Raw genomic sequence first — 13,363 nt, forward strand, 5'->3', positions numbered from 1 at the left:
CGGGGCGCTCATGCGTCGAGGAAGTGGAAGCCGGGCCGGGGATGCATCAGGAAGTCATGGTGGGAGATGTTCCAGGCGTACGCCCCGGCCAGCGCGAACACCACGCGGTCACCGGCGCGCAGGCCGGCGGCCGGGACCCCCCGGGCCAGTACGTCCTTCGGTGTGCAGAGCTGGCCGGCCACGGTGACCTGCTCGCGCCGGGCCTCGGACCTCGGCCAGGGGTGGGGCCAGGCGTGCACCGGCAGGACGGTGCAGGGCTGGTCGTGGCCCTTCGTCGCCGGGGTTCGCAGATGGTGCGTGCCGCCGCGGACCACCGCGAACTCCTCGCCGTGGCTCGGCTTCACATCCAGCACCTCCGTGGCGTACCAGCCGCAGTACGCGCTCAGTGCCCGGCCCGGCTCGATCCGCAGCGTCAGGCCGGGGTGTGCGGCGGCCAGAGCACCGAGGCCCGCGCCGTAGGCGGCCCAGTCGAACCGGGTCCGAGGGGCCGCGTAGTCCACGGTCATGCCTCCGCCGACGTTCACCTCGCGCAGGCGGATGCCGTGCCGGGCGCCGAGGTCCACGGTCCAGGCCACGACGGATTCGGCGGCGGCGAGTTGCTGCGGGGCGTTGAGGCCGCTGGCCAGATGGGTGTGGACGCCGAGCAGTTCCAGCCGCGCGCTTGTGCCGTCCGTGAGCATGCGGACGGCCTGGTCCGCCTGAGCCGGGTCGAGACCGAACGGCGTGGGCCGTCCGCCCATGGACAGGGCGCTCGCCTCCAGCGATCCCTCGGCCAGGGGAAGGTTGAAGCGGAGCAGCACGCCCAGAGGTGTGTCGCGGGACCGCCGGGAGGCGAGCTGCGCCAGCATCCGGAGCTCGTACAGGCTCTCCACATGGAATCGCTCGACGCCCAGGTCCAGCGCGGTGTCGATCTCGGCGGGCGTCTTCCCCGGGCCGCCGAAGGCCAGCGGACGGCCGGGAACGGCCTTGCGGACGTGGGCGAGTTCTCCGCCCGAGGAGACGTCGTAGCCGTCGACGTACGGGGCGAGCGCGCAGAGGATCTCCGGTTCCGGGTTGGCCTTGGCCGCGTAGTACAGCTCGATGCTCCGGGGCAGCGCCGACCGGACGGACGCGGCATGCCCGCGGAGCGCGGCGAGGTCGTACACATACGCGGGCAGGCTCTCGGACGGCAGCGAGCGGACGCGGTCGCGTACGGAAGCGGTGGGGGCGGTCATCGGGAGCTCCGGACGTCGTCGGTGCGACGGGCCGGGCTGTGGGCGCGACGCGCCCGCGCCCGGCTGTCGGCGAGGTCTGCCGCGTCGCCGCGGTCCACGCCGGACGGCACGTCCGCGGCGAGCGGAGAGCGGAGACGGACATAGCCCGCCTCACGGTCGGCGGTGCGCCGCCAGCGGGTGAGCAGATTGGCTTTGGCGGGCAGCGGGGCGCCGGCCAGCAGCGCGCCGAGGCGGGGCGGGCAGCCGTGTGTGTCGGCGTACGCCCGGAGCGTGCGGCGGACCTCGGACCACAGGGCGGGTTCGCTCTCCGGGTGGAGATCGGCGAGCGCGCCGAGCACCTCGGAGACATGGTTGACCAGGAGGCAGTAGACGACGCGGTCCCAGCCGCGCCCCGCGTCGTACGTCAGCGGGCCCGCGACGTCGGGCGGCAGCGCGGCGAGCGTGGCGGCGTGGTGCTCGGGGACGAGCTTGGTGCCTTCCAGGTCCCGGAAGAAGACCTGGGAGGGCCGCCCGTCGGCGTCGACGCCCACGAGGACGTTCTGCAGATGTGGTTCGAGGACGAGGCCGTGGTCGAAGTAGGCGGCGAGGACGGGCGGGATCAGCAGCGCCAGATAGTCCCGCCACCATCCAAGGGCCGTTCGGGGGTCCGTGTCGGGCAGGAGCCGGGAGATGTGGGCGGGTCCCGTGGGGTACTCGTCGCCGACGGCGCCGGCGAGCAGCGGCGTGGTGCCGGGCAGCAGACGGCCGGTGAGCCCTTCGCGGACGATCACGCCGAAACCTTCGAGGAGCCGCGGGTCCGGCCGGCCGTCGGGGCCGGGGATCGCGAGGCTGCGGTAGGCGGGTTCACGCAGTACGCCGGTGCCGGGACAGCGGGTGGCCAGGTCGTCCAGGGCCGGTGCGAGCGCCCGGGTGAGGGCGACGGCTCCGGAGAGTTCGTAACTGGCGTTCTTGCGGAGGCAGTTGGTGATGCGGACGTTGAGGCTGAACTTCAGGAACGTCTCGCCGTCGTAGAGGGTGCGTACGGACGCGGTTGCCGCGAAGCGCGTGTGGCCCGGCCCCAGGTCGAGCATGTCGCCGCGGGCGAGAGCGTCCCGCACCGCTGTGTGTCCGTGCAGCAGTTGGTACTGCCAGGGATGTGCGGGCAGCAGCCGGAAGCCCGGCGGCACCGGGTGCAGCCGGTCCAGCGGGTCTGTGGCACCTGGTTCGGCCGACTCCTCGGCGATCAGCTGCTCGCGCACGGCAAGCATCCGCAGGGGGAACACGGCTCCCGCCTCCGGGGCGTACGCGGACCATGCGCCCCGGTCGCCGCCGAGGGCCTTGGGCGTCGGGTGGAAGCGGTGACCGAGCTTGAGCGACTGCTCGGACGCCACGTAGGTGGCGAGCGGGTCCATGCCGGTCGCGGGCCGGGGCGCGGCCAGTGCGGCGCGCACCCCCTGGTGGCTCGCGGCGACCTGCGCCAGGAATTCGTCGTTGGCGACACCGGTTCGGAGCGAGAGCTCGGCATGCATGTGTTCGGCGAGGCGGCGCCAGCCGATCTCGGACCAGCCGTCGTCCGTCTCCTCGGCGACCGGGCCCCTGAAGCGGTGGGCCCCGATGAGGGACGTACGGCGCAGGGCGACCCGCAGGAGCACTCCGCGGCGGGGCAGCCGCAGCAGCAGGCGGCCGTCGATGACGGCGCTCCCGTGGTCCGGGCCGCAGACCTCGCGGAGCAGACAGTTGAGGAGGGTGTGTGCGACCGCCTCGTCGGCGGTGGGCAGCGCGGTGGGCGCGCAAGGGGTGGGTGCGGCGGGACGGGCGGGCGCGGTGCCCGTGGGCTGTGACATCAACGGCTCCAGCGATGCGGCGAGCGACAGGGTGGGTGGTGTACCGGGCCGTCGCCGGTCACCCGCCCCGCAACAGGTAGTTGGGGCCGGTGGTGTAGTGCTTGTTGATGTCGGATGCGCCCGAGCGGGCCTTGGTCAGGAGCGTGCCCGCGGTCACCATCGCTTTGACGGGCAGGCGGGGTGCGTCCAGCAGGTGTTCGCGCAGGACCGCGCCGGGCTTCCCGGGCTCTGTCCCGAGCCGCGCCACGGCCTCGGCGACCCGGTCGCGGACGAGCGCCAGCAACCGTCCGAGCGGGGCGCGGCCGTGGCGGGCGAGCCCGAAGGCGTACGCGCCCGCGCACAGATGGACCGTGATGGTGGTGAACAGGTCGACGACCGGCCGGTCGCACTCACCGAGTATCCGCCTGTCGTCGAACGCAGAAGGGCCGGGCGTCTCCGCGCCGAGGGCCGCGCGCATCCGGACGCTGTTGATGCGCGGTCCGTCATTGTCCTTGAACAGCAGCCTGGTCCGGACCCTTGCCTCGTGCGTGTCCAGGACCAGGGAGATGTTCTGCTGGTGGGACTCCAGCGCGATGCCGTATCCGAAGAGTGTCGTCTGCCAGTCCAGGAGCAGGGTCAGTACGGAGTCGAGCAGGGCGAGCGGATCACCGCCGTGGAAGCGGTCGGCGAGGTGGTCGATGAGAAGTCGCCCGCCGGGGGCCTCGCTCAGCAGGGCCGCCATCGGTACGACGACGGCGTCGTCCAGACCTGCCGGGCAGCGCCGTAGAAGCACGGCGAGCAGCTCGTGGCCCGCGTGCGCGAACGCCGTCTCGTCGGCGTGCAGGATGCTGCCGTGGAAGCGGCGCTCGCGGGCGAGGACCGTCTCCAGCAGGCGCTGGGTCGCGGCGCCGTCGAGGAGGGTGCCGGGCTTGATCGTGCGCCGGTTGAGCAGGCCCAGGGTGGCGGTGGCCAAGGGCAGCTTGAGATGGATGCGGGGGTGCTGGGCGAGGGCTACGGTCCGCATCGACAGCGTCGGTACGGCTTGCAGGTACGCGCGTTCGGACAGCACGGCGCGGTCTTCGAGTCCGGTGGCGCGCAGCGCGTCCCGCAGCGGAGCGCCCACGGTCAGCGGATGGACGGGCAGGGCGATGTGGGTGGAGTCGAGCTCCGGCAGGCCGAGGGCGGACGGCAGCGGCCACGGACCGGCCGGGTCCGACGTGGGAATCGCACCGTGGCGGGTGACCGCGTCCTTGGGGACGGCGAGCCAGCGCAGGGGGAACCGGGGGTGGAACTCCGGTGCGTAGGACCGCAGTTGGTTCGCCGTGAGCCCCAGGCGCCCGCGCGCGGTGGGGTAGACGGGGTGGTCGTGGCGGGCCGCGAGGGTGTCATGGGCAAGTCCGCCCGCGAGGCCTCTCCAGTCCGCGGGATCGCTGCCGTGCGCGGCGGTGAGCATCGCCATGACCTCGTCGTGCGTGGCGGCGTGCAGTCGCAGGGCCGCGAGCGCCTCCCGGCATTCGTCGGCGAACGCGGTGAAGCCGGCGCGGTCCGCCGGATCCGCGAGTGCGCCCAGCGCGTCCAGGATGTCTTCCGTGGTGGCCAGTTCCCTTCCGTCCGACTCACGGAGCAGCAGCGGCAGGCGGGCCGTTTTCTCGTACTGGAATCCGTCTTCGCGTACGGGCAGCAGGAGCGCGTCCCCGTCTCCCGTGTCCAGGCGCAGCCAGCTCCCGTCCGGGCGCTCGACCTCAGTGGTACGGGTGCGCAGGCCGACGGCATCCTCGCGCAGCAGTGCGCCGAGCACGCTCAGCAGGAGGTCCCGCCCGATGGGCGCGTCCTTCACCGTCACGGCGTGATCTCCCAGCGGTGTGCGGCGACGAAGGCGGTCACGGCACGGTCCACGCTCTCCTGGTCGTCGCCTGTGGCCCGTACGACTCCGAGCAGATCGCGGTTGGTGTGGTGGAGTTCGTGCCGCTCGCCCACCGCTCGCAGCGGCCGGTAGGTCAACCGGACGCCGTCGACAGTCAGTTCGGCCGGCGCGGGCGCGGCCGTGAGGGTTCCGGCGCGGTCCGCGCACGGGTAGTCGAGGCGGGCCGCGCCGTCGGTACGGGCCCCGAGGACCGCCGGCAGGGGCTCGCCCAGATGGGTTCGGAGGATGTGCTCGAAGAGCTCCGTGCCCAGGAGTTCGGCGAGGAGCAGGTCGCACTGGTCGCCTATGGCGCGGTAGTTGACCTCGATGATGCGCGCCCGTCCCTCGTGCACGACGAACTCGGTGTGACAGGCCCCGAATCCGACGCCGAGTGCGTCCAGCCGGCGAAGAATCTGTGCGCGGACGGGCTCCGGGTGGGCCGGGACGAAGGTGAGGCGCTCCTCGATGAAGTACGGCGGCGGGGAGAGCTTTGTGCGGAAGCCCCCCAGGACATGGAGGAGACGTCCGTCGCCGAGCGTCTCCAGCGTGAACAGCTCGCCGGGCAGGTACTCCTCGACGACGAGTGCCGCGTGCGGCCGGCGCTCCCGGATCTCCTTGCACCGCTCCACCAGTTCCGTGGGTCCCTCGGCCAGGACGACGTCCTCGCTGGCCACGCCCTCGCGCGGCTTGACGACACACGGGTACGGCACGTCGATAGCGGCCACGGCCGTGTCCGGGTCCTGCCCGGCGAGAATCTCCGCCGACCGGACGTCTCCCATGCCGTGGGCGGCGAGGGTACGGCGCATCTCGGCCTTGTCCTTGGTGCGCAGCGCGGCCTGCCAGCTCTTGGCGGGCAGTCCGAAGTAGCCGGCGGCCAGGGCGGCCTGGGTCTGGAGATGGTCGCTGTTGGTGAAGACGGCGTCCGGGGGCCGGTGGGCCGAGATCCGGCCGATGACAGCGCGGAAGTCACGCACGTCGCAGTCGAGGATCTCGATGTCCGCGCCGGTCGCCCGGTGAGCGGCCGGCTGGTCGGTGAGCAGGGTGACGCTCAGTCCGAGTCGGCGGGCGGCGGGGAGGAACCCTTCGGTGACCGAGTCGGTCGGCTTGAGGGCAAGCAGGTACATCTGCATGAAGGGTTCACTTCCGCGCGCGAGGCCGAAATCGGCCGAATGGGTGACCCAAGTGTTCCGGGACACGAAACGGGAGCCTAAGTTAGGCATACCTAACTCTGTCAATTCGCCACGGCGCGACCCTGATTCGCGGCAGCGAGCGCCGATGTGGTTAAGGTGAGCCTTGCCTTATCCCCTGTGATCATTTCTGGTGTGTGAGGAGTACCCGTGACCCTGGCCCCGGCAGAACCACTGGCCGGACCCGGAGTGAGCTGCTCGGCCCTGCTCGGCTCGGCCTATCGGCGGCTGACCGAGATGTGCGCGCCGCTGCACATGGACATCGTGGCGCCCGGGCCCCCGGCAGCCCAAGGGTGGGCTGACGGCGCCGAACTGGCGGAGCGTCCGGAATTCCTCGACGCCTTCCTCGACGCCGAGGCGTGGCGCATCGAGAAGACACACGCACACACCGCGCGGCGGGATGTCGTCGCCTCACGCGCGCTGCACGACTACCTCTGGTCCGTCGGCCTGTTGATGAGCGGCCCCTGGTACCTGGAGCGGCGCGTGCCGCGGATCCGGCCGCGCGACATCAGGATCAGCCTCACCACGGGCGCGTTCGGCATCGTCCCCGGCGGCTTCGCCTGCCTTCCCGACGACCCGGCGGCCGGGCTGCCCGGCGTGCGGGTGCTGCCCCACGAGGAGGCGCTGCGGGCCGAGTTGCGCGCCGCGTTCGCCGACCACATGGAACCGCTGCTCACCGCGATCGGCCCGCAGGCGCGACGCGGGCCGCGGGCGCTGTGGGGCATGGCGGGCGACGACCTGATCTCGGGCATCTGGTACCTCGGCCGGGTGCTGGGCGAGGAGGAGCGGGCCGTACGGACGGCGGGCGAACTGCTGCCGGGGCCCGTGCCGCCGTTCCCCGGCGGCGCGGACTTCCGTCGGCTGGCGGGCCGGGACGGGCAGGCCTACCCCACCCGGACCCGTATCGGCTGCTGCCTCTACTACACGATCCGCCCGGCCGAGGCATGCGGGACCTGCCCGCGCACCTGCGACACGGAGCGGCTGTGCCGGCTCCAGGGTGACCCGCCCGCGCAGGGGTCGGCCCCGGTGGGGTGACGGGGGTTGACGACACGGCCGTCGGAGCCACGGACGAAGAACCGGCACTGGTCCTGCCTGCCGGCAGATTCGTACAGCGGCCCCCTGCACCCTTCGTGGCGCTGCCGTGGCCTGACCCACGATCAGCCGCGGTACGCCTCCAGAAGCCGCAGCCACACCTCGCTGATCGTCGGAAACGCGGGTACCGCGTGCCACAGGCGTTCGATCGGCACCTCGCCCGCGACCGCCACCGTCGCCGAGTGCAGCAGCTCGCCGACGCCGGGTCCCACGAACGTGACCCCGAGCAGGATCTCGCGGTCCAGGTCCACCACCATCCGCGCGTGGCCGCGGTAGCCGTCGCCGTACAGTCCCGCACCGGACACCGACGCCAGGTCGTGGTCGACGGCGCGGACCCGGTGCCCTGCCGCCTCGGCCTCGGCGAGGGAGAGGCCGACGGCCGTGGCCTCCGGGTCGGTGAAGACGACCTGCGGGACGGCAGCGTGGTCGGCGGTGGCGGAGTGCTTGCCCCAGCGGTCGGTCTCCAGCAACGGGACGCGCTGTGCCCGTGCCTCGATGACCGCGCCGACGATCCGGGCCTGGTACTTGCCCTGGTGGGTGAGGAGAGCGCGCCGGTTCACATCGCCGACCGCGTAGAGCCAGTCGCTGCCCTCGACCCGGCAGCTGTCGTCGACGGACAGCCATGCGCCGGGTTCGAGGCCGACCGTCTCCAGGCCGACGTCGTCGGTGCGCGGGGCCCGGCCGGTGGCGAAGAGGACCTCGTCGGCCTCGATCCGCTCGCCGTCGTCAAGGACGAGCGTGACGGGCCCGGTGCCGCCCATCCGCTCGACGGACGCGACGTTCGTTCGGGTACGGACGTGGGTGCCGGCCTCGGTCAGCGCCTCGACGACATGCTCGCCGACGAAGGGTTCCATCCGGGGCAGCACTCCCCCGCCGCGTACGAGCAGGGTGACCTGGGAGCCGAGCGCCTGATAGGCGGTGGCCATCTCCACACCGACGACTCCGCCGCCGACGATCGCGAGCCGCCCGGGCGCCTTGTGGGCGCTGGTGGCCTCGCGGCTGGTCCATGCCTTCGCGCCGACCAGACCCGGGATGTCGGGCAGCACGGCCCGGCTGCCGGTCGACACGACCACGGCATGCCGGGCGGTCAGTACATGGTGCTCGCCCTCGGGACCGTCGACGCGGACCGTCTTCGGGCCGCGCAGTCTGCCGTGCCCGCGGTAGACGCGGGCACCGATCGAGTCCAGCCAGCCGACCTGGCCGTCGTCCTTCCAGTGGCCGACGTACTCGTCACGATGGGCGAAGACCGCCTCGGCGTCCAGCGGCCCCTGCACAGAGTGGCGCAGACCCGGGACACGGCGGGCGTCGGCGCGGGCGATCGCGGACCGGAGCAGGGCCTTGCTGGGAATACACGCCCAGTACGAACATTCACCGCCGAGCAGCTCGCTCTCCACGACAGCGGTGCTCAGGCCCGCGGCCCGAGTGCGGTCCACCACGTTCTCCCCCACCGGACCCGCGCCCAGCACCACAACGTCGTACTCCACAGGTTCCGTCATAGGGACAGTCTGGTCCCGGGTGTGCGACCTGGCCACAGGGGCAGGGGCAGGAATAGCACGGCCCCGGGCACCGTTGTCCGGGGCGAGTCCGTCGGACGTCAGGAAGAGGTAGCACGTCATGAGCACTGTTGAGCTCACCAAGGAAAACTTCGATCAGGTCGTGAGCGAGAACGACTTTGTCCTGATCGACTTCTGGGCTTCCTGGTGCGGCCCGTGCAGGCAGTTCGCCCCGGTGTACGAGGGCGCCGCCGAGCGCCACCAGGACCTGGTGTTCGCGAAGGTCGACACGGAGGCTCAGCAGGAGCTCGCGGCGGCCTTCGAGATCCGCTCGATCCCGACGCTGATGATCGTCCGCGACAACGTCGCGGTCTTCGCCCAGCCCGGCGCGCTGCCCGAGGCCGCGCTGGAGGATGTGATCGGTCAGGCGCGCGCGCTGAACATGGACCAGGTCCGCAAGTCGATCGAGGAAGCCCGGAGCGGTGCCGCCGGGGCCGAAGCCCCGACGGAGGCCTGAGAAGACGGCTGCGGCCGGCCGGTGCGGACGCCGGCCGGCTCAGCGCTCCAGGACCAGGGCCAGCCCCTGGCCGACACCGATACACAGCGCCGCGACGCCGGTTCCCGAACCGGCTGCCGCCAGCTGGTGAGCGACCGCGCCGGCCAGCCGGGCACCCGACGCTCCGAGCGGGTGGCCGATCGCGATGGCCCCGCCGCGCGGGTTGACCACCGCCGGGTCCAGGCCCGGCCACTCGGCGAGACAGCCGAGCGACTGGGCCGCGAACGCCTCGTTCAGTTCGAACGTGGTGAGATCGGCGAAGGACCTGCCCGCCTTCGCCAGCGCCCGCCTCACCGCCTCCACCGGGCCGAGCCCGAAGAGATGCGGCTCGACGCCGGTCACCGCCGAGGCCCGGATCCGGGCCAGCGGCTCACGGCCGGTGGCCCGCAGCCCCTCCTCGTCGACCAGGAGAAGGGCGGCGGCACCGTCGCTCAGCGGTGAGGCATTGCCCGCCGTCACCGTGCCGTCCTTGCGGAAGGACGGCTTCAGCCTGGCGAGCGCCTCCATGGACGTGGTGTCGCGGATGCATTCGTCGCGCGGGAGCTCCACACCCTCGTACGCGACGACCTCACCGTCGTAGAGCCCCTTGGCCCATGCCTCGGCGGCCTTCTGGTGGCTGGCGAGCGCGAATGCGTCCTGCTGGTCGCGGGTGATGCCGTGCTTGTCGGCGATGAGTTCGGCGCCCTCGCCGAGCTGGACAGTCCACTCGGCGGGCATCTTCGGGTTGGTCATCCGCCAGCCCAGCGTCGTCGAGTACAGCTGCTGGTGACCGGCGGGGAAAGCACGCTCGGGCTTCTGGAGCACCCACGGGGCGCGGGACATCGACTCGACACCGCCGGCGACGGCGATCGACGCGTCGCCGAGTGCGATGGCGCGGGCCGCCTGGATGACGGCCTCCAGTCCGGAGCCGCAGAGACGGTTGACGGTGACACCCGGGACGGTGACCGGCAGGCCGGCGAGCAGGACGGCCATGCGGGCCACATCGCGGTTGTCCTCCCCGGCGCCGTTGGCGTCGCCGAAGACGACATCGTCGATACGGACCGGGTCGAGCTCGGGAGTGCGGTCCACGAGCGCCCTGACGACGTGCGCGGCCAGGTCGTCGGGGCGTACGGGGGAGAGCGCTCCCCCGAACTTGCCGATCGGCGTGCGGACGGCGTCGACGATGTAGACGTCGCGGATGGTCATCGGAACTCTCCCAAGCTTGGCCGAGCACAGCGGGTTGTTCGCCCAGTGAACTATGGTTCATCATTGACTGCCTGCCCGAGTCTCTGCCGGGCATCGCCCGCTGTCAACGGCTGCCCAGAAGGAGCCCCCGGATGCCGCCGCCGCACCGACCGCGGCCACGGTGTGAGAGCCGGGCAGCCGCAGCGGCCACCGACGGTCACACCTGCTCGGCGGGGAAGTCGACGTTCCACCCGTTGTGGTCCCAGATCTGCGCGAGGCGCCCGTCGATGGTGACCGCGTACAAGGACTTCAGATTCCGGGCGAGATCCCTTCCGAACCCGGCCGGGCTGCCCTGGAAACGCAACTCCGGGAAGCCTGCGCGTTCGGCCGGATGGTCGAGATTCCAGCCGTGGTGGTCCCAGATCTGGGTCAGTCGGCCGTCCGTCGTGGTGGCGTAGACGGCCTTGAGGTTCCGAAAGGGGTCGCGCGGGAAGACGGCCGGGGTGCCGAGGAAACGCAGATTGTGTTGCCCGGCCAGCTCGGCGGGGAAATCAAGATGCCAGCCCTCATCGTCCCAGACCTGCGCGAGGCGGCCGTCCGTGGTCGTCAGATAGAGGGATTTGAGATTGCGCACGGGATCCCTGGGGAAAACCGCCGGACTTCCCTGGAACCTGATGGAGGAGAATCCGGCGAGCTCTGCGGGGAAATCTAAATGCCAGCTCTGGTGGTCGTCCCAGATCTGCGCAAGGCGGCCGTCGGACGTGAGCGCGTAGAGGGATTTGAGATTGCGGTCCGGGTCCCTGGAGAAGACGGCCGGGTCCGCCTGGAACCGGAGATCCGGCGCTCCGGCCAGTTCCGCCGGGAAATCAAGATGCCAGCCCTGGTGGTCGTCCCAGATCTGCGCAAGAGCGCCCTCCACCGTGGTCGCGTACAGGGACTTGAGGTTGAGGCAGGGGTCGCGCGGGAAGACAGCCGGACTGCCGCGGAAGCGCAGACCCTGCCCGGCCGCCAGTTCGGCGGGGAAGTCGAGGTTCCAGCCGTCGTGGTCCCAGATCTGCGCGAGACGGCCGTCGTCGGTGGTCGCGTACAAGGACTTCAGATTCCGGGCGAGGTCCCGCGCGAAGACCGTGGGATGACCCTGGAAACGGAGATCCTCGAACCCCGCGAGCTCTGCCGGGTGGTCGACCTGCCAGCCGGCCGCGTCCCAGAGCTGGGTCAGACGGCCGCCGGAGCCGGTCCAGTACAGAGACTTGCGATTGCCGGAGAGGTCCCGTCCGAAGGCGGTGACTCCCTTGCCCGCCCAGTGCAGCGGCGCCAGCGACGCGAGCGCCTGGAAGGCGTTGATCCGGCCGTGGCCGAGCAGGTCGGCCCGACCAGGATTGGCGGCGTCGACGTTGTCGCACGTCGTCTCGATCGCGGCGCGCACCTGCCGGTTGGTGAGGTTCAGGTTCTGTGACCAGACGAGCGCGGCGAGCCCGGCCACGTGCGGGGAGGCCATCGATGTGCCGTCGAGCAGGCGGTATCCGCCGCCGCTGTAGGCCGAGTGGATGTTGACGCCGGGGGCGGACACGTCGACCGCGCGGCCGAAGTTGGAGAACGATGCCCTGCGGTCGTCCTGGTCGGTCGCGGCGACCGCGATGACTTCGGGGTAGACGGCCGGATACTGGGGGACCTGGTCGATGTTCCGGCCCTCGTTGCCCGCGGCATAGACGATGACGACGTTGCTTTTCACGGCGTTGACGATGGCGTTGTGCACTCCGGTGTGGTCGCCGTTCATCCGCCAGCTGCAGTTGACCACATAGCGGCGGTCGGGATGGCCGGCCGCCTGCTGCGCGACATAGTTGATCGCGTCCGCGCGGTTCGCGTTCATGCCCGTGCCGAGGTCCACCCTCAGCGGCATGATGCGGCAGCCGGGGGCGACGCCGATCACCCCTGCTTCGTTGCCGACCGCGGCGGCCGTGCCCGCCACGTGCGAACCGTGGCCGTCGGCGTCCTCCGGGGAGGGATCGCCCGCGTCCGCGAAGTCCCAGTCCTCGGCACCGCGCGGCAGGATGTTCGCCCGGAGGTCCTCGTGGTCCAGGTCGGCGCCGGTGTCGATGACCGTGACGACGACGTCCGGGCTGCCGAGCCCCAGGTCCCAGGCGAGCAGCGCGTCGATGTCCGCATGGGCCGTCCCGGCGGTCTTGTTCACCGTCTGGCCGGTGTTGTCCAGCCCCCACAACAGACCGAAGTCGGCGTCGTCGGGGCGCTGGAGGACGGCGCTGTTGAAGCTGACCTCACTCGGTTCAGCGAACAGCACGTCCTTGTGCGCGCCGATGTCCCGAATGACGTCGAACAGACCGCGGCCTTCGGGAACGGCGATGGTGAAGTAGCCGGGCGTCCGCTGCCTGGTGATCACACGGCTGCCGAACCGGGCGATCTCGCCCTCCGCCTCTTCCTCGCTCACATGGTCGGCGAACTGGACCGTCAGCTCGTCGGGCAGGAAGTGACGCGGCAGACCCTCGTCGTCGATCATGACGGGAATGGCGTTGGCGACCCCGTCGCACGCCAGGGCCGCCGGCATCTGCGTGGTCAGGTCACTCTCCGCGGTCTCGACCGCCGCGAAGCCGCGGTCGAGATTGATACCGGCACTGACCGTGAACGGGGTCGCCCGCATCACCGCGTCGGCCTCGGCCTCGCTCGGCCGGTCATGGAAGGTGATGACCGCCTCTGTGGAACTCGGAACGAAGGACCGGCGTCGTGAGCTGATCTTGTCGGTGTAGAAGAGGTCGCTCTCCTCACGGGCCACAGCATTGCGTCCGGAATGGGCAGGCATGATTTCCCCCTGGTTCGCTAAATTCCGCGTACGTCGAAGCTCGCCGACACAGGTCGAAGCGGCGTACGGCCGCGGCGCGCACGGATCTCAGGAAATCGCCCCCCTGGCGAATTAATGACGGCACTCCGGCGCACGCA

The 13,363-nt window shown here is 71.4% G+C and carries 9 protein-coding genes; 2 read left to right on the plus strand and 7 right to left on the minus strand.

Translation table 11 applies throughout. The annotated features are described in order from the left end of the window. Nucleotides 1-8 precede the first annotated feature (8 nt). Genes OG293_RS03465 through OG293_RS03480 form a run of 4 tightly spaced genes read right to left on the minus strand, consistent with a single transcriptional unit; the run spans nt 9 to nt 6,049 of the window. The gene (locus OG293_RS03465) at nt 9-1,214 is read right to left on the minus strand and encodes a type III PLP-dependent enzyme (protein ID WP_405997265.1); all 1,206 of its coding nucleotides are present in this window, start codon (nt 1,212-1,214) and stop codon (nt 9-11) included. Continuing rightward, the gene (locus tag OG293_RS03470) at nt 1,211-3,037 is read right to left on the minus strand and encodes an IucA/IucC family protein (RefSeq protein WP_405997266.1); all 1,827 of its coding nucleotides are present in this window, start codon (nt 3,035-3,037) and stop codon (nt 1,211-1,213) included. The genes OG293_RS03465 and OG293_RS03470 overlap by 4 nt, the downstream gene beginning before the upstream one ends. A gap of 58 nt (nt 3,038-3,095) precedes the next feature. After that, a complete protein-coding gene (locus OG293_RS03475) occupies nt 3,096-4,859 on the minus strand; it encodes an IucA/IucC family protein (protein WP_405997267.1) in 1,764 nt (587 codons plus the stop codon). Next, complete coding sequence (locus OG293_RS03480) at nt 4,856-6,049, minus strand: acetyl-CoA carboxylase biotin carboxylase subunit family protein (RefSeq protein WP_406003491.1); 1,194 nt, start codon at nt 6,047-6,049, stop codon at nt 4,856-4,858. The genes OG293_RS03475 and OG293_RS03480 overlap by 4 nt, the downstream gene beginning before the upstream one ends. 207 nt (nt 6,050-6,256) lie before the next feature. Here OG293_RS03480 and OG293_RS03485 point away from each other — a divergent pair, with 207 nt between their 5' ends. Beyond that, the gene (locus OG293_RS03485; RefSeq protein WP_405997268.1) at nt 6,257-7,141 is read left to right on the plus strand and encodes a (2Fe-2S)-binding protein; all 885 of its coding nucleotides are present in this window, start codon (nt 6,257-6,259) and stop codon (nt 7,139-7,141) included. 122 nt (nt 7,142-7,263) lie between these two features. Here OG293_RS03485 and OG293_RS03490 read toward each other — a convergent pair whose 3' ends face one another. Further along, nucleotides 7,264-8,694, minus strand: coding sequence for a dihydrolipoyl dehydrogenase family protein (locus tag OG293_RS03490; protein ID WP_405997269.1), 1,431 nt, complete (start codon nt 8,692-8,694; stop codon nt 7,264-7,266). Nucleotides 8,695-8,812: 118 nt separating this feature from the next. Between OG293_RS03490 and trxA the strand changes: the two genes are divergently transcribed. Then, nucleotides 8,813-9,208, plus strand: a complete 396-nt coding sequence (gene trxA / locus OG293_RS03495) for a thioredoxin (protein WP_405997270.1) — start codon at nt 8,813-8,815, stop codon at nt 9,206-9,208. Nucleotides 9,209-9,247: 39 nt separating this feature from the next. On the opposite strand, the gene OG293_RS03500 is transcribed toward trxA, so the two are convergent. Both OG293_RS03500 and OG293_RS03505 read right to left on the minus strand, forming a co-directional pair. Beyond that, nucleotides 9,248-10,432 (minus strand): thiolase family protein, encoded by a 1,185-nt coding sequence (locus tag OG293_RS03500; RefSeq protein ID WP_405997271.1) that lies wholly within the window; start codon nt 10,430-10,432, stop codon nt 9,248-9,250. A gap of 196 nt (nt 10,433-10,628) precedes the next feature. After that, nucleotides 10,629-13,226 carry a S8 family peptidase gene (locus OG293_RS03505; RefSeq protein ID WP_405997272.1) on the minus strand — a complete coding sequence of 866 codons (2,598 nt, stop codon included), beginning with the start codon at nt 13,224-13,226 and terminating at the stop codon, nt 10,629-10,631. Nucleotides 13,227-13,363 lie beyond the last annotated feature (137 nt).

The sequence above is a fragment of the Streptomyces sp. NBC_00829 genome (assembly GCF_045161795.1).
In the GTDB taxonomy this organism is placed as follows: domain Bacteria; phylum Actinomycetota; class Actinomycetes; order Streptomycetales; family Streptomycetaceae; genus Streptomyces.